Source organism: Sphingomonas sp. (assembly GCF_042091075.1).
GTDB lineage: Bacteria > Pseudomonadota > Alphaproteobacteria > Sphingomonadales > Sphingomonadaceae > Sphingomonas.
On the sequence record NZ_JBELIE010000055.1, the window covers coordinates 1 to 17,514 of the forward strand.

General features: G+C 68.7%; 21 protein-coding genes. 17 read left to right on the top strand and 4 right to left on the bottom strand.

Features of this window, described 5'->3' with window-relative positions:
* From tgt to ACFDSW_RS07535, 3 genes are all read left to right on the top strand, one after another.
* On the top strand, positions 1-875 hold an 875-nt coding region (gene tgt / locus ACFDSW_RS07525), incomplete at its 5' end, for a tRNA guanosine(34) transglycosylase Tgt (protein ID WP_375249666.1).
* A gap of 2 nt (positions 876-877) precedes the next feature.
* Positions 878-1,090, top strand: a complete 213-nt coding sequence (locus ACFDSW_RS07530) for a hypothetical protein (RefSeq protein WP_375249667.1) — start codon at positions 878-880, stop codon at positions 1,088-1,090.
* Positions 1,091-1,152: 62 nt separating this feature from the next.
* Positions 1,153-2,166, top strand: coding sequence for a cell wall hydrolase (locus ACFDSW_RS07535; protein ID WP_375249668.1), 1,014 nt, complete (start codon positions 1,153-1,155; stop codon positions 2,164-2,166).
* Positions 2,167-2,195: 29 nt separating this feature from the next.
* Here the strand turns inward: ACFDSW_RS07535 and ACFDSW_RS07540 are convergent, their stop codons facing one another.
* The 3 genes from ACFDSW_RS07540 to ACFDSW_RS07550 all read right to left on the bottom strand — a co-directional run bounded on the left by ACFDSW_RS07540 (position 2,196) and on the right by ACFDSW_RS07550 (position 4,815).
* Positions 2,196-2,630 (bottom strand): acyl-CoA thioesterase, encoded by a 435-nt coding sequence (locus tag ACFDSW_RS07540; protein ID WP_375249669.1) that lies wholly within the window; start codon positions 2,628-2,630, stop codon positions 2,196-2,198.
* A gap of 60 nt (positions 2,631-2,690) precedes the next feature.
* Positions 2,691-3,473, bottom strand: coding sequence for an SDR family NAD(P)-dependent oxidoreductase (locus tag ACFDSW_RS07545; protein ID WP_375249670.1), 783 nt, complete (start codon positions 3,471-3,473; stop codon positions 2,691-2,693).
* A gap of 139 nt (positions 3,474-3,612) precedes the next feature.
* The gene (locus ACFDSW_RS07550; RefSeq protein WP_375249671.1) at positions 3,613-4,815 is read right to left on the bottom strand and encodes an acetyl-CoA C-acetyltransferase; all 1,203 of its coding nucleotides are present in this window, start codon (positions 4,813-4,815) and stop codon (positions 3,613-3,615) included.
* Positions 4,816-4,893: 78 nt separating this feature from the next.
* Between ACFDSW_RS07550 and ACFDSW_RS07555 the strand changes: the two genes are divergently transcribed.
* The 8 genes from ACFDSW_RS07555 to ACFDSW_RS07590 all read left to right on the top strand — a co-directional run bounded on the left by ACFDSW_RS07555 (position 4,894) and on the right by ACFDSW_RS07590 (position 13,788).
* Positions 4,894-5,559: a nitroreductase gene (locus tag ACFDSW_RS07555; RefSeq protein WP_375249672.1), complete on the top strand. Its 666-nt coding sequence runs from the start codon at positions 4,894-4,896 to the stop codon at positions 5,557-5,559.
* A gap of 136 nt (positions 5,560-5,695) precedes the next feature.
* Positions 5,696-6,808: a hypothetical protein gene (locus ACFDSW_RS07560; protein ID WP_375249673.1), complete on the top strand. Its 1,113-nt coding sequence runs from the start codon at positions 5,696-5,698 to the stop codon at positions 6,806-6,808.
* On the top strand, positions 6,805-7,818 hold the full coding sequence (locus ACFDSW_RS07565) for a phosphotransferase family protein (protein ID WP_375249674.1): 1,014 nt from the start codon (positions 6,805-6,807) through the stop codon (positions 7,816-7,818). The genes ACFDSW_RS07560 and ACFDSW_RS07565 overlap by 4 nt, the downstream gene beginning before the upstream one ends.
* Positions 7,815-8,210, top strand: coding sequence for a hypothetical protein (locus tag ACFDSW_RS07570; protein ID WP_375249675.1), 396 nt, complete (start codon positions 7,815-7,817; stop codon positions 8,208-8,210). The genes ACFDSW_RS07565 and ACFDSW_RS07570 overlap by 4 nt, the downstream gene beginning before the upstream one ends.
* Entirely contained in the window at positions 8,198-10,495 is a 2,298-nt protein-coding gene (locus tag ACFDSW_RS07575) for a CoA transferase (protein ID WP_375249676.1), read from the top strand. The genes ACFDSW_RS07570 and ACFDSW_RS07575 overlap by 13 nt, the downstream gene beginning before the upstream one ends.
* Before the next feature lie 51 nt (positions 10,496-10,546).
* On the top strand, positions 10,547-11,341 hold the full coding sequence (locus ACFDSW_RS07580) for a crotonase/enoyl-CoA hydratase family protein (protein ID WP_375249677.1): 795 nt from the start codon (positions 10,547-10,549) through the stop codon (positions 11,339-11,341).
* Positions 11,338-12,861, top strand: coding sequence for an acetyl-CoA acetyltransferase (locus ACFDSW_RS07585; protein WP_375249678.1), 1,524 nt, complete (start codon positions 11,338-11,340; stop codon positions 12,859-12,861). Before ACFDSW_RS07580 ends, ACFDSW_RS07585 begins: the two co-directional genes overlap by 4 nt.
* 63 nt (positions 12,862-12,924) lie before the next feature.
* On the top strand, positions 12,925-13,788 hold the full coding sequence (locus ACFDSW_RS07590; protein WP_375249679.1) for an HpcH/HpaI aldolase/citrate lyase family protein: 864 nt from the start codon (positions 12,925-12,927) through the stop codon (positions 13,786-13,788).
* 33 nt (positions 13,789-13,821) lie between these two features.
* Here ACFDSW_RS07590 and ACFDSW_RS07595 read toward each other — a convergent pair whose 3' ends face one another.
* On the bottom strand, positions 13,822-14,259 hold the full coding sequence (locus ACFDSW_RS07595) for a hypothetical protein (protein ID WP_375249680.1): 438 nt from the start codon (positions 14,257-14,259) through the stop codon (positions 13,822-13,824).
* Between the two features lie 104 nt (positions 14,260-14,363).
* On the opposite strand from ACFDSW_RS07595, the gene rpiB reads away from it, so the two are divergent.
* The 6 genes from rpiB to ACFDSW_RS07625 all read left to right on the top strand — a co-directional run.
* On the top strand, positions 14,364-14,798 hold the full coding sequence (rpiB, locus tag ACFDSW_RS07600) for a ribose 5-phosphate isomerase B (protein WP_375249681.1): 435 nt from the start codon (positions 14,364-14,366) through the stop codon (positions 14,796-14,798).
* Positions 14,795-16,102, top strand: a complete 1,308-nt coding sequence (gene glyA / locus ACFDSW_RS07605) for a serine hydroxymethyltransferase (protein ID WP_375249682.1) — start codon at positions 14,795-14,797, stop codon at positions 16,100-16,102. Before rpiB ends, glyA begins: the two co-directional genes overlap by 4 nt.
* Positions 16,103-16,114: 12 nt before the next feature.
* Positions 16,115-16,312, top strand: coding sequence for a hypothetical protein (locus ACFDSW_RS07610; protein ID WP_375249683.1), 198 nt, complete (start codon positions 16,115-16,117; stop codon positions 16,310-16,312).
* An 8-nt stretch (positions 16,313-16,320) separates the two neighbouring features.
* Complete coding sequence (gene nrdR, locus ACFDSW_RS07615; RefSeq protein ID WP_375249684.1) at positions 16,321-16,782, top strand: transcriptional regulator NrdR; 462 nt, start codon at positions 16,321-16,323, stop codon at positions 16,780-16,782.
* Positions 16,783-16,854: 72 nt separating this feature from the next.
* Positions 16,855-17,193 (top strand): GIY-YIG nuclease family protein, encoded by a 339-nt coding sequence (locus ACFDSW_RS07620; protein ID WP_375249685.1) that lies wholly within the window; start codon positions 16,855-16,857, stop codon positions 17,191-17,193.
* Positions 17,190-17,514: TrmH family RNA methyltransferase (locus tag ACFDSW_RS07625; protein WP_375249686.1), on the top strand; the 325-nt coding region annotated here is incomplete at its 3' end. The genes ACFDSW_RS07620 and ACFDSW_RS07625, both read left to right, overlap by 4 nt.

A 17,514-nucleotide genomic window follows, 5' to 3' on the forward strand; every position in this document is an offset into this window, starting at 1 on the left:
CGATCCTGACCGACTCGGGCGGCTATCAGGTGATGAGCCTGTCGGAACTGACCAAACGCTCCGAAGAGGGCGTCGCCTTTGCCTCGCATCTCGACGGGACGCGCCACCTGATCACCCCGGAGCGGTCGATCGAGATCCAGCGGCTGCTGGGATCGAACATCGTGATGGCGTTCGACGAACTGGTGCCGACCACCTCCACGCGCGAGGTGCAGGCGGCGGCGATGGAACGGTCGATGCGCTGGGCGCGGCGCAGCCGCGACGCTTTCGACGCCGGCGGCGATCATGCCGCGCGGAACGCGATCTTCGGCATCCAGCAGGGGGCGCTCGACGAGGGGTTGCGCCGGGCGAGCGCCGACGCGCTGATCGGCATCGGCTTCGACGGCTATGCGATCGGCGGGCTGGCGGTGGGCGAGGGGCAGGAGGCGATGTTCGGCTGTCTCGATTATGCGCCCGCGCAATTGCCGGCCGACCGGCCACGTTACCTGATGGGGGTGGGCAAGCCCGATGATATCGTCGGCGCTGTCGAGCGCGGGGTGGACATGTTCGATTGCGTGATGCCGACGCGATCGGGACGGACCGGGCAGGCGTTCACCCGCAGCGGCCCTATCAACATCCGCAACGCGCGCTTCAACGAGGATCAGGGGCCGCTGGACCCGGAATGCGGCTGCGCGGTATGCAACACCTGGTCGCGCGCCTATCTTCACCATCTGGTGCGCAGCGGCGAGATTCTCGGCGCGATGTTGATGACCGAACATAATATCGCCTTCTACGAGGCGTTGATGGCGGATCTGCGTGCCGCGATCGCGGAGGGCCGGCTGGCGTCATTTGCCGGCACCTTCCGCGCACGGTATGACGCCAAGCGCAAAGGAGAGTAAGCGTGACCGAGACCAGCCACGAACCGAACGAAATCCTCGCCACCGTCGCCGCCGCCAAGGCGCATGAGGACGCCGGCGCGGGCAAGGCCGAGGAGCGTCGTCGCGCGCGTCGCTGGCAGATCGGCAAGACCTGGCTGGGTGTCGGCATCGGCTCCGCCGCAGTGGCGGCGGCGGTGCTGTTCGCCAATGCGAAGCGGGACGATCAGCAGGACTGATGCGGGGTACGCCGTCATGGCCAAGGGCGCTTCGCACCGGCACGGTGAGGGGGGACGGCGGCGTGCCAAGGTCAGCGGGCAGACGCATCGAGGTCAACCGGGCCGCGCGGATCGCGCTGGCGGTGGTCGCGGCGCTGGTGTTGATCGCCTTTACCGCGCTGTGTGTGCAACTGGCGCTGATCGCGCTGGCCGGTGGGGCGCAACGGGCGACCCCGGCGCGGCGCGGCGGCAGCGCCACTGCGCCGATGCCCCCCGGTGGCGGGCCGATGCGGGCGGAGGCGGTCGCCTCGCCCGCGCGTGGCACCACCGGCACGATCGTGCTGCCGCCGGTGCCGCGTGACGCGCCCGTCGGTGACGATGTTGGCGGAACGCCCGCCGCCGCGCCCTTCGCGCTGCGCGGGATCGGCAGCATCGATCGCGCGCGCGCGATGGAGTGCCTGACCGCCGCCATCTATTATGAGGCGGCGTCCGAACCGATCGAGGGGCAGCGCGCGGTGGCGCAGGTGGTGCTGAACCGGGTGCGGCATCCGGCCTTTCCGGGCACCGTCTGCGGCGTCGTCTATCAGGGATCGGACGCGGCGGCTTGCCAGTTCAGCTTCGCCTGCGACGGCGCCGCCGCGCGTGTGCCGTCGCGTGCGGGGTGGGCGCGCGCCGCGGGCGTGGCGGCGGCGGCGCTCAACGGCGCGGTCTATGCGCCGGTCGGGCTGGCGACGCATTATCACACTTATGCGGTTACCCCGGCGTGGAACCGCACGCTGGTGATGACCGACGCGGTCGGTGCGCATTTCTTCCATCGCTGGAAGGGCTATTGGGGCACCGCCGAGGCGTTCACGCGCCGGTACACCGGGGGAGAACCGCAAGCCGGGGTGGCAACGGTGCCGAGCGGCGGCACGGCGGCGTCATTCGCGCCCGGGCCTGCGCCCGCGCCGGCAGCGGGCGCCACCGCGTCACCCGAAGGTGGCCCACCGGCAGGGGAGGATTCCGTTCGGTTACCCGAATCGCGGGTGCTCGACCGATGGAAGGATGCGGGCAAACCGCTGGCCGACCTGCCGGGGGCCAAGCCGACGACACCGTAATGCACGACGGGTAGCGCGAGCCGGCGGCGTCACTGCGCCGGGCGCAGCAGCATCTCGTGCAGTCGTGCGCGGAAATCGGTGGGGATGCCCCCTTCGGTGGGATGGGTCATCACGATCGTCGTGTCACAGGTCGCGATCGCGCGGCCGTTCTGGTGCATGACCGCCGCGACGTCCCACGAACGGGTGCCGATCCGCGCGACCCCGGTGGCGATCTCCACGTCGTCGGGGTAGCTGCCTTCGGCGAGGTAATTCACCTCGTTGCGCGCCACCACGGCGCGAAAGCCGTCGCCACGGTTCATTCGGCCCAGCGACCAGTTGAATCGCACGCGCGCGTCCTCGAACAGCGCGGCGAAGGCGACGTTGTTGATATGCCCCATCGAATCCAGGTCCTGGAAGCGCGTGGGGACGATCCTGCGAACAGGATAGCTGTCGAGCAGCAACCGTTCAGGCGCGGGGCGGGGCATCGAACGTGTCCGGGGCGGCGGCGGCCGGGGCTGGATGCATGTCCCGCCCCGGCGTCGGGCTCAGCGCGGCGCCATGCGGATCGCGCCGTCGAGACGGACGTCCTCGCCGTTGAAATAGCCGTTCTCGATCATCGTCAGCGCCAGGCTGGCATATTCCTCCGGATTGCCGAGCCGCTTCGGGAACGGCACCTGCGCGCCCAGCGCGTCCTTCACATTCTGCGGCGCGGCGGCGAGCAATGGGGTGTTGAAGATCCCCGGCAGGATCGTGTTGACGCGGATCGCCTCGCTCATCAGGTCGCGCGCGATCGGGAGCGTCATGCCGACAACGCCGCCCTTCGACGCGGAATAGGCGGCCTGGCCGATCTGGCCGTCCTCCGCCGCGACCGATGCGGTGTTGACGATCGCCCCGCGGTCGCCGTCCTCGGTCGGATCGAGCGTCATCATCCCCGCCGCCGACTTGGCGATGCAGCGGAACGTGCCGACCAGGTTGATCTGGATGATCAGGTTGAACGCATCGAGCGGGAAATGCTTGATGCTGCCGTCTTCCTTGCTGCGGCTGGCGGTCTTGATCGCATTGCCGGTGCCGGCGCAATTGACGAGGATACGCCCCTGCCCGATCGCGGCGCGCGCTTTTTCGAAGCCGGCGTCGACCGACGCCTCGTCCGTGACGTTCACCTTGCAGAAGACGCCGCCCAGTTCGGCGGCGAGCGCCTCGCCCTTTTCCTCGTTCAGGTCGAACAGCGCGACCTTCACGCCCTTCGCCGCCAGAACGCGCGCGGTCGCGGCGCCCAGGCCCGAGGCGCCGCCGGTGATCACGGCGGATACGGTATTGTCGAGCTTCATGATGTTCCCTTCCAGATAGAACACCGTTCGCGCCGGGGAGCGGCTGGGCGCCGCCGAAGCTGCGCACCGAAGCACCGCCCTTCAGGGCGGCGCTTCGACAGGCTCAGTGCCTCCTCGAGACGAACGGAGATGAGATCTTTCAGGCCGCCTTCGCCTCGGCGCCCTGCCAGTCGCAATTTTCGATGATCGTGACGTTGGCGACGCCGCCGCCCTCGCACATCGTCTGCAGGCCGTAGCGACCGCCGCGGCGGCGCAGTTCATGCACCAGCGTCGCCATCAGTTTCGTCCCCGATGCGCCGAGCGGGTGGCCCAGCGCGATCGCGCCGCCATTGACGTTCAGCTTCTCGGGGTTCGCCTTGGTATGCTGAAGCCACGCCATCGGCACAGAGGCGAATGCCTCATTGACCTCATACAGGTCGATATCGTCGATCGACAGGCCGGCGCGCGACAGCGCCTTGTCGGTCGCGAACAGCGGCTCCTCCAGCATCACCACCGGGTCGCCGGCGGTGACGGTCAGGTTCACGATCTTCGCGAGCGGCTTCAGATTATACTTCTTGAGCGCGTCCTCGCTGACGATCAGCACCGCCGAGGCGCCGTCGCAGATCTGGCTCGATGAAGCGGCGGTCAGCACGCCCTCTTCGGACAGTTTCTTCACGCCGGCCATGCCCTCGGGAGAGGCATCGTAGCGGATGCCCTCGTCGGCGGCGTGCGCTTCGCGCCCCTCCGGCGTGTCCACCTCGATGGGGACGATCTCGTCCTTGAAGCGCCCGCCCTGCGTCGCCGCGACCGCCTTGCGATGCGAGTGAAGCGAGAATTCGTCGAGCTTCTCGCGCGTGAAGCCGTATTTCTTCGCGATCATTTCCGCGCCGGCGAACTGGTTGAAGTGGATGCCGGGGAATTTCTCTTCCAGACCCGGCGACTTGTTCGTGCCGAGCCCGGCATCGTAGAACAATTTGTAGGTGGAGCCCATCGGCACGCGCGTCATGCTCTCCACACCGGCCGCGATCACCACGTCCTGCGTGCCCGACATCACCGCCTGCGCGGCGAACTGCATCGCCTGCTGCGACGAGCCGCACTGGCGGTCGATCGACACCGCGGGCACGCTCTGCGGCAGTTTCGACGAGGCGAGCACCGCGTTGCGGCCAACCTGACCGGCCTGTTCGCCGCCCTGACTGACGCAGCCCATCACGACATCCTCGACCGCCTCGCCCGGAATACCCGAGCGTTCGATCACCGCGTCCAGCACTTTGGCGGCAAGATCCACCGGATGAACGCCGGCGAGTTTTCCACCCCGCCGGCCACCCGCCGTGCGCACCGCTTCGACGATATAGGCCTCGGCCATCTTCCGACTCCCCATAACAACTGTTATCCCGGCCTTACTTGCGCAGATTGACGCGAACGGCAAGAGGTGGAGAGACGAATGGATGTGGCAGCGGCGATCCAGGCGCGACACTCGGTACGTGGGTATCTCGACAGGCCCGTCGATCCGGCGTTGCTGAAGGATCTGGCGGTCCGTGCCGCGCGCGCCGCGACCGGGGGCAATATTCAGCCGTGGCATGTGGATATCGTGCACGGCGAATCGATCCGCCGCCTGAAGGAGATCATGGCGGGCAAGGTTGAGCGGCGCGAAACCGAAACGCCGGGCTACGATATCTACCCGCGCGAGATGGACGACCGCTATCGCCAGCGCACCTTCGCAATCGGCGAGGAAATGTATGGCCGGCTCGGCATCCCGCGCGAGGACAGGAAGGCACGTGCGATCTGGTTCGCGCGCAATTTCCAGTTCTTCGGGGCGCCGGCAGCCTATTTCGTCACTGTCGACAAGCGCATGGGGCCGCCGCAATGGTCCGACCTTGGCATGTATCTGCAGAATCTGATGCTGCTGGCGGTCGACAGCGGGCTGGCGACCTGTCCGCAGGAATGCTGGGCGATCTATCCCAGCACGGTCGAGAGCTTCCTTGCGGTGCCGGAGGAGCGGATGCTCTTCTGCGGGGTCGCGATCGGCTATGAGGACCCGCAGGATCCCGCCAATCTGACCCGCTCCGCCCGCGCGCCGGAGGAGGAATGGCTGCGCGAACTGGCCTGACGACGGCCAGGCGGCGGCGGTGCGGCGCCGCGCTCAACCACCGTAACTCTTGTTATCTTGTCGTTGACAGCGGCCGCGCGGTTGGTCCAGTCAGAGGGCGTTTGGTGGCGCCAGATTGCCAGCGGGAGAGCGTGCGATGGTCCTGACCAAAGGCGATGACTATCCGATCCACCAGACGGCGGATCCGATCGCTTATGCCGGGACGGACCGCAATTTCTACGATCGCTATTTCTTCAACGGTTATGCGCCGGGGGTCGGCGACGATGGCTTTCTTGCCGTGGCGATGGGCGTTTATCCGCACCTTAACGTGATCGATGCCAGCTTCTGCTGGCTGCTGGACGGCAGGCAGGTGAACCTGCACGCCAGCCGCGGGCTGGGCATGGAGCGGATGGATATGCGCGTCGGCCCGATCGCGATCGAGGTGGTCGAGCCGCTGCGGGTGCTGCGCATCACCGTCGACGCGCCGGAACAGCAAATCCGCGCCGAGATCACCTTCACCGGGCGTTCCTTTCCGCTGGAGGAGCCGCGCTTCACGCGCCGCAACGGCCCGCGCGTGTTGATGGACGTGACGCGGCTGACGCAGAACGGCCGCTACGAAGGCTGGGTCGAGGTCGACGGCACCCGCACCGACGTGTCGGGCTGGATCGGTACGCGCGATCGCAGTTGGGGCGTGCGCCCGATCGGCGCGCCCGATGCACAGCCCGCCAGCCCGCCGATCGCGCCGCAATTCTTCTGGTTGTGGAGCCCGTGCGTGATGGAGGGCGGCGACCTTTATTGCCACACCAACGACGATGCGCACGGCCGCTTCTGGAACCGCCGCGCGACATGGCGGCCGGAGGGCGGGTCGATCACGGACGAGCGTCATTATGACGAGGCGGCGTATCGGATCGACTGGCGCAAGGGCACGCGCCATGCCGAACGCGCCGCATTGACGTTGACCGACGGGGCGGGGGCGACCGACGTGGCCTTCGACGTAGGCGGGGCCTTCATGATGAAGGGGCTGGGCTACGGCCACCCCAGCTGGGGCCATGGTGTCAGCCATGGCGAGGCGCTGATGGTCGAGCGCGAGGATTTCTCGCCTGATCAGCTCGACGCGATGCAGCCGCACCATCTGCATATCCAGGCGGTGGTGGGCGTGACGATGACCGCGCCCGACGGCAGCGTGCGGCGGGGGAAGGGCGTGCTGGAACAACTGGCGATCGGCCCGCACGCGCCCTCGGGCTTTCGCGAGATGCTGGATCCGGCATGAGCGGTACGCCGCTGCATGCGGAGCAGGTCGCCGCCTATCTTTCGCGGCAATGGGATACGCCCGTCGCGGTCGAGGCGCTGGCGCGTATTCCCGGCGGAGCGAGCCGGGAGACGTGGCGGTTCGACGCGCTGGCGCGCGGCGAACGGCGCGGACTGATCCTGCGGCGCGATCCCGGCGGCAGCTTGATCGACACCGAGAGCGAAACCGAATTCCGCGCGTATCAGAGCGCTGCCGGGCTGGTGCCCGTTCCCGGCGCGATCGCGCTGGAACGCGACGGTGCCGAACTGGAGCGCCCCTTCTTCATCATGGAGCGGGTGGAGGGTGGTGAGGTGTGCTCGCCATTCGCGCGTGCGCCGTTCGGCGACCATGCCGCCACGCTGGGCGCTGCATTCTTCGGCGCCCTCGGCCGGCTGGCGGCGGCCGACCCGGCGGGCACCCCGCTGGCGCGCCATCTACGGACCCCGGCCCCCGGCGAGGCGTGGCGGATCGCGCTCGATTATTGGGAGAAGGTGATCGACGACGATGCGGTGACGCCGCTGCCGGTGGTGCGTGCCGCGATCCGGCGGCTGCGCGCCCATCCACCGCCGCCGGCGCAGAAGATCGCGATCGTTCACGGCGACTACCGCTCCGGCAACATGATGCATGACGGCGCCGGGCGGCTGCTGGCGATGTTCGACTGGGAAATGGCGCACCTTGGCGATCCGCTGGAAGATCTCGGCTGGGCGCTCGACCCGGTCTGGGATCATTTCGCCCCCGGCAGCGCCTGCGGCATGCTGCCGCGCGAGGAGGCGCTGGCGGTGTGGCAACGGGCGAGCGGTCTGGCGGTCGATCCGCGGGCGCTGCGCTGGTGGGGCCTGTTCAACTCCGTGAAGGGGCGCGCGATCTGGACCTCGGCGTTCCGCGAATTCGTCGACGGCGGGCGGAGTGATCCAGTCCTCGCCGTGTCGGGCTGGTACGTCGCGCGGCGTCAGGACGCGATCATCGCCGACCAGCTGGAGGCGCTGGGATGAGCGAGTTGGGCGCTGTGTTGACCGGGGTGGGGCTGGTGCAGCTGCGCACCGGCGAGCGGCTGGGCGCGGCGGATGCCTATGGCGGCGCGATGCTGACCGTGTCGGGGCTGCTGGCGCTGCTGTCGGCTCAGGAAAGCGAGCGCGGCGTCGCATGGCGGATGGCGGATATCGCCGCGATGCGCGCCTTGCTGGCGGCGGGCGGGGTGGCCGCGCCGGACAGCGCGACGGGATATACGCTAAGCGAACTGGACGCCGCCTGGGCCAGCCTGTCCGACGCGCTGGTGGCGCATCATGCGCTGGTGGAGGCGGCGGGAGACGCGGCGCAGGATGCGGCGATCTGCGCTTTCTATCGCGACAGCTGCCGGCGAAGGGAGCTGAAATGGCCGATGTGACCGACGACGGGATCGATTGGCCGCTGGCGGGGATGCGGATCGTCGATATGGCGCGCGGCCCGCTGGCGGCGGCCGCGCGGCTGCTGGCGGAACTGGGCGCGGAGGTGATCCGCGTCGAACCGCGCGCGGGCGACCTGGACCGCGATGCCGCGCCGATCCTCGACGGACTCGACCTTGGCTGGGCGACGCACCAGACCTCGAAGCGTATCACGTCGCTCGACCCGCGCGACGCGGCGTTCGACGCGCTGCTGGGCGAGGCCGATGTGCTGATCGAAACGACCGCACCGGGTAGCGCGGCGCATGTCGCGCTCGATCCCGCGCGGCGTGCGGCACGGCATCCGACCCTGATCGTGCTGTCGCTCAGCGACTTCGGGCAGCACGGCCCATGGGCGACGTGGCAGGCGACCGACGCGGTGCTGCACGCGCTGACCGGCGGACTGTCGCGATCGGGACTGCCCGGCCGCGAGCCGCTGCTGCCGCCGGGCGACCTGATGCTGGAAACCGCCGCCGCGCAGGCCGCCTATGTCGCGCTGGTGGCGTTCATGCAGCGGCTACGCGACGGGCGTGGCGATCATATCGACATGTCGGTGCTGGAAGCGGGGATGAGCGCGCTCGATCCCGCCTTCGGGATCGCGGGCAGCGCGCAATCGGGCGTGCCGGCATGGAAGATGTCGCGCGATCGGCATGACGAGCGGCATCGCTATCCGATCATCCCCTGCGCCGATGGCTATGTGCGCCTGTGCGTGCTCGCCCCCCGCCAGTGGCGTGGCATGTGGGAATGGATGGGGCGCCCGGCGTCATTCGCCGATCCCGCCTGGGAGAAATTGCCGACGCGCTTTCGCTCGCCCGACCTGATCCCCGCGTTTGCGCGCTTCTTCGCGGACAAGACCCGTGCGGAGATCGAGGAGCAGGGCGCCGCGCACGGCGTGCCGGTGGCGGGGTTGTTGACGCTGGAGGAGGCGGTGGCGACGCCGCAGATGATCGCGCGCGGCGCCTTCACCACGATCGATCTGGCGCCCGGGCGGCGCGTGACGGTGCCCGACGGAACGATCACGATCGATGGCCGGCGTGCGGGCGTCCGACACGCGCCCCGGCCAGCGGCGCAGCCGGTACGCTTCGTCACGCCGCGCGGAACATGGCAGGCACCCGCCGCCGGGCCGACGGCGCGGCCGCTGGAGGGCATCCGCGTGCTCGACATGGGGATCATCGTCGTCGGCGCGGAAACCGGACGGCTGCTGGCGGATCAGGGCGCGGACGTGGTGAAGGTGGAAAATGGCGCCTTCCCCGACGGGCAGCGGCAGTCGCGCGACAATGCGCCGGTATCGCTGACGTTCGCGGCCGGGCATCGCAACAAGCGCGGTCTGTCGATCGATCTGCGCAGCGACGCGGGCAAGGCGCTGTTCGAGCGGCTGGTGGGTGAGGTGGACGTGCTGGTGTCCAATTTCCGGCCCGGCACGCTGGATGCGCTCGGCTTCTCGATCGAGCGCCTGCGCGCGATCAACCCGCGTCTGGTGACCGTCGACAGTTCCGCCTTTGGCGCGACCGGGCCGTGGAGCCGGCGGCTGGGGTATGGCCCGCTGGTGCGTTGTTCCGCGGGGCTGGCGCTGCAATGGGTGTATCCGGGCGAGCCGGAAAGCTTTGCCGACGGCGTCACCGTCTATCCCGACCATGTCGCCGCACGAATCGGCACGATCGGTGTGCTCGCGTTGCTGATCCGGCGCTGGCGTACCGGCGAAGGTGGTAGCGCCAGTGTCAGCCAGGCCGAGGTGATGCTGGGCCATATGGCGAGCCGGATCGCGGCGATGAGTGCCGGTATCGCCGCGCCGCCGCGCGATCCGGCGGCGGGCGTCTATCCGGCGGCGGGCGAAGACGAATGGGTCGTGGTGTCGCCGCGCTCGCCTCGGGAAGAAACAGCGATCGAGCAAGTGACGGGCGGGGTCGCGCTGGCGGACTGGACGCGCGAGCGGCCCGCCGGCGAGGCGGCGGCGACGTTGCAGGCCGCGGGCGTTCCCGCCGGCATGATGCTGCGGGCAATGGAACTGCCCGACGCGCCGCAATTCGCCGCGCTGGGCACGTTCCGCAACGTATCGCATCCGTTGCTGGAGGGTCGCTTCAAAGTGGAAGGTGCGGCGGCGCGCTGGCGCGTGCCGGTGCCGGATCAGCGGCCCGCACCGCGCATCGGCGAGCAGAGTGCGGAGGTGCTGGCCGACTGGCTGGCGCTGCCACCGCACGAGATCGAACGATTGCTGGATGACGGGGTGATCGAAGGGCCGGTCGCGGCCTGACGGGCGCGTCATCGGCATAGTTGCGAAAGGGAAGTACGGGATCTGAGCGAATTGGGTAACGACGCGGTCGCGGTGGAGCGGCGCGGGCACGTGATGATCGTCACGATCAACCGGCCGGAGGCGCGCAACGCGGTCAATCGGTTCGTCCACGAAGGTGTCGGCGATGCCCTCGCCGCGGCGGACAAGGACCCGGAGGTGCGCTGCGTGATCGTTACCGGCGCGGGGGACAGGTCCTTCTGCGCGGGCGCCGACCTGGTGGCGTTGTCGCGTGGCGAAAGCCTGGCGCCTGATGACCCCGTCAAGCAGGCGTGGGGCTTCGCCGGGCTGGTCAGTCACGCGATTTCCAAGCCGATGATCGCGGCGGTCAACGGACACGCGCTGGGTGGCGGGCTGGAGATCACGCTGGCGTGCGATCTGGCGGTGGCGGTGGACACCGCGCAATTCGGCCTGCCCGAGCCGAAGCGCGGGCTGTTCGCGGCGGCGGGCGGCGTCTTCCGTCTGCCCGAGCAGCTGCCCAAGAAGATCGCGATGGAAATGATTCTGACCGGCGATCCGATCAGTGCGGAGCGCGCGCTGTCGCTGGGGTTGATCAATGCGGTCGCGCCCGCCGGCTCGTTGATCGACACCGCCATGGCATTGGCGGAACGGATCGCGGTGAACGCGCCGCTCTCCGTACAGGCGTCGAAGCGCATGGCGCAGGGCATCGTCGACGGCACCGTGCCGCGCGAGGAAGCGGCGTGGAAACAGAATCGCGCCGAGACCCGCGTTGTTTTCACCAGCGCGGATTCGCGCGAGGGGCCGAAGGCCTTCGCCGAGAAGCGCGCGCCGGTGTGGCAAGCCAAATGAGCGCCGATGCCGAACGCATCGCGGTCATCGTCGGGGTGGGGCAGGTCAACGACCGCCCCGCCGATCCGGCGCAGGGCATGGAGCCGCTCGATTTGATGTGCGCCGCGTTGGAGGCGGCGGATGCCGATGCGGGCGGCGGCTGGCTGACGGACGTCGACTCGGTCGCGGTGGTGCAGCAGATCAGCTTCCGGCATCAGAATCCGCTGGCGGAGAAGGTGGGCGCGGCGATCGGCGCGACCCCCAGGCTGGCGTATGAATCGGTCGGTCCCAATGGCGACAGCCCGATCCTGCTGCTCAACGAGGCGGCGAACCGGATCGCGCGCGGCGAGGTGACGATCGCGGCGGTGGTGGGGGCCGAAGCGCTGCGCACCGCCAGTCAGCGCGCGGCACAGGCCGCGAAGACGAGCGTCGCGGATCAGAATCCGCTGCGCAACCTCGCGAAAAGCGCCACCCCCGGTTATCGCCAGCGTTATGGCCTTGCGGCACCCGTCGACGTCTATCCGCTGTATGAGAATGCCGGGCGTGCCGCTTACGGCCAGACACTGGCGGAGGGGCAGCGCGAATCGGGCGAGATCTGGTCGCGGTTCAGCGAGATCGCGGCGCAGACACCGGCAGCGTGGATCCATGTGCCGAAATCCGTCGACGAGGTGGTGACGCCCGGCGCGGACAACCGCCCGATCGCCTTTCCGTACACCAAGTTGATGGTCGCCAATTCGAGCGTCAATCAAGGCGCGGGCTTCCTTGTCACCAGCCTGGCGGAGGCGCGGCGGCGTGGCGTGCCGGCGGCGCGGATCATCTATGTCGGGCGCGGCGCGGCGGCGCATGAGAGCGAGGATTTCCTCGCCCGCGATCGCTACGACCAGTCGGCCAGCATGACGATATGCCTGCGACGGACGCTGGAATGGAACGGCGTGTCGACGGAGGACCTCGACCGCGTCGAACTCTATTCCTGCTTTCCCTGCGTGCCGAAAATGGCCCGGCGCGTGATCGGCTGGCCGGTCGATCGGCCAGCCACGGTGTTCGGAGGGCTCACCTTCGGCGGTGGGCCGATCGGCAATTACATGAGCCATGCGGTCGCCGAGATGGTCGACAGCCTGCGCGCAGGGGAGGGCGAGGGCGCGGGAGGAAAGGGGCTGCTGTTCGCCAACGGCGGGTTCGCGACGCACAATCACGCGATCGTGCTCGCCACCGCGCCGCTGCCGAATGCGGGCGAGCCGCATGACTTCGACGTCCAGGCGGAGGCGGACGCCGCGCGCGGGCCGGTGCCGCCGCTCGACAAAAGTTATGTCGGCCAGGCGACGGTGGAAACCTATACCGTCTTCTACGCACGGGATGGCAAGGCGCGTGCTGGCGTGGTGGTCGCGCGCACGCCGGCGGGGAACCGCACGCTGGCCAGGGTGCCGGGGACGGACGTCGAGACGATCGCCTGGTTGACCGATGGCGCGGCGGAGCCGGTCGGCAGCGTAGGCGAGATCGTGGCGGACGGGGACGATATGGTGTGGCGCCGCGCATCGGCGTGAGCGCCGCGCGCCCGAGCATGATGACGGCTTTATCGCCTCCGCTTGTCACGATAGGCATGGATTATGACCCAGGGCCACCGTCCGCGCCGCAGCGCGCTTTATCTGCCGGCGTCGAACCAGCGTGCGATCGACAAGGCGCGCACGCTCGACGCCGATGTCGTGATCCTCGATCTGGAGGATGCGGTCGCCCCCGATCGCAAGGCGGAGGCGCGCGCCGCGGCGGTGGCGGCGGTACGCGAGGGCGGATATGGCGCGCGCGAACTGGTCGTGCGGGTCAATGCGCCTGACACCGAATGGGGCATCGACGATCTCGCCGCGCTGGCCGACAGCGGCGTCTCGGCGGTGCTGCTGCCCAAGGTGTCGGATGCGGCGACACTGACGGTCGCGCGCCACGCACTGGGCGCGGGCCCGGCGCTATGGGCGATGATCGAGACTTGCCGCGCGATCGTTGATCTTCCCGCGATCGGGACGGCGGCGGCCGCGACCGGGCTGAGCACCTTCGTTGTCGGCGGCAACGATCTGGCGAAGGAAATGCGGTGTCGTCCCGGGCCGGATCGCGCGCCGCTGTTGCCGATCCTGACCCAGATCGTGCTGGTCGCACGGATGCATGGCCTGATCGCGCTCGACGGCGTCATCAACATCCTTGACGATGCGGCGGCGGTGGAGGCGGAATGCCGTCAGGGGCTGGCCTGGGGTTTCGACGGCAAGACGCTGATCCATCCGTCGCAGATCGCGCCTGCCAATCACGTCTTCACGCCCTCGCCGGAGGAGGTCGCCTGGGCGGAGACGGTGGTGGCGGCATTCGACCTGCCCGAGCATCACGGCAAGGGCGCGATCCGGGTCGACGGCAAGATGGTGGAACGGCTCCATCTCGATGAGGCACGACGCACATTGGCGATCATCGCAGCAGTACGCGCACGCAACTGACGGGCGGCGCGGGTCTCGTGCGCGATTGCCCGGCTACGTCCGGCAATAACCCTCGCCGGTCTTCACCGTGAGGCATTGCTTCTTCCCCGCCAGCCATTTGAGCCCGGTGGCATCGCCGTCGGTCGGCACCGCGATCTCGTCGGCGCCGTTGCGGGTGAAGCGCAGCCCCTTCGCGGTGATCGTGCCGGGGAAGGTGCCGCGATGATCGAGATCCCATTGCATTTCCAGCATCACGCCGCCGTCCGGCCGGCTGGTGACGTCGAGGAACATGCCCTCCACCCCGATCCAGCGCCCGAGATAGCGCGCTTTCTGGTCCGCGGGCGGGACGGGCGATGCGGCGGCGGGTGGCACTGCCTCCGGCCCCACGTCATTGGCGACCGCCATATTGGCGCCCGGCGACGGACCGCCACAGGCGGCGAGCGACAGTGCCAGCAGCAGCGCGGACGGGACGGGCGGGATCGTTCTGGTCATGAAATGACAAACGTGTGACCATCGACGCTCGTTCCGGGTGGCAAAGACCGGCGCGCGTCGCTACAGGCACGCGCATCTTCCATCGTCAACGGGAGTCGCCTCCTTTGCGTATCGCGATCGCCTGCGATCATGCCGCCGTTTCCCTCAAGGACGAACTGCGCGACTGGCTGACCGGGGAGGGGCATGAGATGATCGATCTCGGCACCCATGGCAGCGCCAGCGTCCATTACCCCGATTACGGCCGCAAACTGGCCGATGCGCTCGCCGGTGGCGCGGCGGAGCGGGGGATCGCGTTGTGCGGATCGGGCATCGGCATCATGATCGCCGCCAACCGCAACCCGGCGGTGCGTTGCGCGCTGGTGTCCGAACCACTGTCGGCCGAGCTGGCGCGTTCGCACAATGACGCCAATGCCATCGCGATGGGTGCCCGGCTGATCGGCGTCGAGATGGCCAGGGCGTGCGTCGCCGCCTTCCTTTCCACCGAATTCCTCGGCGGGCGCCACGCAGCCCGCGTCGACATGTTGAAGGAGCCCGCATGAGCACCAACCCCGTCTCGCTTTCCGACGTTCAGCCGGATGGTTTCTTCACGCGCGGTCTCGCCGAGGCCGATCCGGCGATCTTCGCTGGCGTCGAACACGAACTGACCCGCGAGCAGACGCAGATCGAGCTGATCGCGTCGGAGAATATCGTCAGCCGCGCGGTGCTGGAAGCGCAGGGCAGCGTCTTCACCAACAAATATGCCGAAGGCTATCCGGGTAAGCGCTACTACCAGGGCTGCCACCCGTCGGACGAGGTGGAGCAGCTGGCGATCGACCGCGCGAAGCAGCTCTTCGGGTGCGGGTTCGTCAACGTCCAGCCGCATTCGGGTGCGCAGGCGAATGGCGCGGTGATGCTGGCGCTGGCGAAGCCGGGCGATACGGTGATGGGCCTGAGCCTCGACGCCGGCGGCCATCTGACGCATGGCGCGCGCGCGGCGATGAGCGGCAAGTGGTTCAACGCGGTGCAATATGGCGTCGCGCCCGACACGCACCTGATCGACTATGACGCGGTCGAGAAGCTGGCGCAGGAAACCCAGCCCAAGCTGATCATCGCCGGCGGCAGCGCCTATCCCCGCCATATCGACTTCGCCCGGTTCCGCGCGATCGCGGACAAGGTCGGTGCGTTCTTCATGGTCGACATGGCGCATTTCGCGGGGCTGGTGGCCGGCGGGGTGCATCCGACGCCGTTCGGCCATGCGCATGTCGTGACCACCACCACGCACAAGACGCTGCGCGGCCCGCGCGGCGGCATGGTGCTGACCGATGACGAGGCGATCGCGAAGAAGATCAACTCGGCGGTCTTCCCGGGGCTGCAGGGTGGCCCGCTGATGCATGTCATCGCCGCCAAGGCGGTCGCTTTTGGCGAAGCGCTGCGCCCCGAGTTCAAAAGCTATGCCGCCAGCGTGGTGGAGAATGCCAAGGTGCTGGCCGCGACGCTGAAGGAGCGTGGCGCGGACCTCGTATCGGGGGGCACCGACACGCATCTGGCGCTGGTCGATCTCACTCCGTTGGGCGTCACCGGGAAGGATGCCGACGAAGCGCTGGAGCGGGCGGGTATCACCTGCAACAAGAACGGTATCCCCAATGATCCGCTGCCCCCGGTCAAGACCAGCGGGATCCGCGTTGGCAGCCCGGCGGGCACCACGCGCGGCTTCGGCACCGCCGAGTTCCGCGAGATCGGCAACATGGTGGCGGACGTGCTCGACGGTTTGGCCAAGAAAGGCGAGGCCGGGGATCAAGAGGTCGAGGCGAACGTTCGGGATCGCGTGCGCGCGCTGTGCGCTCGCTTCCCGATCTATCAGTAAGGAGGAACGTTCGTGGCCAAGTTCGACCAGAAGATGAGCGAAGTGCAGTCCAACGTGAAGGGCACGCCGGGGCTGGGCAAGAGCATGGCCAAGTGGAGCGCGCTGGGCGCGGTGGTCGCGATTCCGCTGCCGGTCGTCGGTCCGATCTTCGGCGCGATCGCGGGCGCCGCCTACGCCTACCGCAAGGGCACCAAGAACAAGGCCTTCTGAGGGACTGAATGCGCTGCCCTTTTTGTGGTCATGACGCCAGCCAGGTAAAGGACAGCCGCCCCACCGACGATGGGGCGGCGATCCGGCGTCGCCGGCAATGCGAGGGATGCGCGGCGCGTTTCACCACGTTCGAGCGGATCCAGTTGCGCGAACTGACGGTGGTGAAAAGCGAGGAACGGCGCGAGCCGTTCGACCGGGAGAAGATGCTCCGCTCGATCGCGATCGCCGCGCGCAAGCGGCCGATCGAGCCGGTCCAGCTCGAACGGCTCGTCAGCGGGATCCAGCGCCAGCTGGAAACCGGCGGCGACGCCGAAGTGTCCGCCAAGCGGATCGGCGAGATGGTGATGGAGGGGCTGAAGGGCCTCGATTCCGTCGCCTATATTCGCTTCGCGAGCGTCTATCGCGACTTCAGCGAGGCGCGCGATTTCGAGGAGTTCGCCGGGACCGTGGAGGAAGCGGGACGGGGGTGATTTGACTTTGCCGCCCGTTCGTCCTGAGGAGCGGCTGAGCGAAGTCCAAGCCTCGTCTCGAAGGACCTGAGTGTGAGTTTCCACGCCTATCTTCCGCGTTGTGCCGATGGCAGTTATTGCACCGGGCACACCGACGATCTGGATCAAAGGATCGCCCAACATCAACATGGCGCCGTGCCGGGCCACTTCCGGCCCCGCCGCCCGGTCGGACTGATGTGGTCGGAAGACGTCCCGTCCGGTCACGATGCACGCGCCGGCGAGCAGCGGATCACGGGTTGGCCGCGTGCGAAGCGGCAAGCGCTGGAAAGCGGCGATGCGGCTGCGGCCCGGTCCCGCGCCAGTCGCGTGGTCCTTCGAGCCGCCTCGGCGGGCTCAGTCCCTCTCGGGCCGAACAGGGGATGGCGGTCATGAACCGCCTCAGCCCACCCCCCGTCATCGTGCTCGTCCGCCCGCAACTGGGCGAGAATATCGGCAAGGCGGCACGGGCGATGCTCAATTTCGGGTTGACCGACATGCGCCTCGTCACCCCGCGCGACGGTTGGCCGAACCCCCAGGCCGGCCCCGCCGCGTCGGGCGCCGATGTGGTGCTGGAGCGCGCGCAGGTGTTTGACAGTGTCGCCGCGGCGGTCTCGGATTGCGCGCACGTCTATGCCACCACGGTGCGCAAGCGCGGCGTCACCAAGCCGGTGGTCACGCCGGAGGTGGCCGCGACCACGATCCATCGCGCGGCGG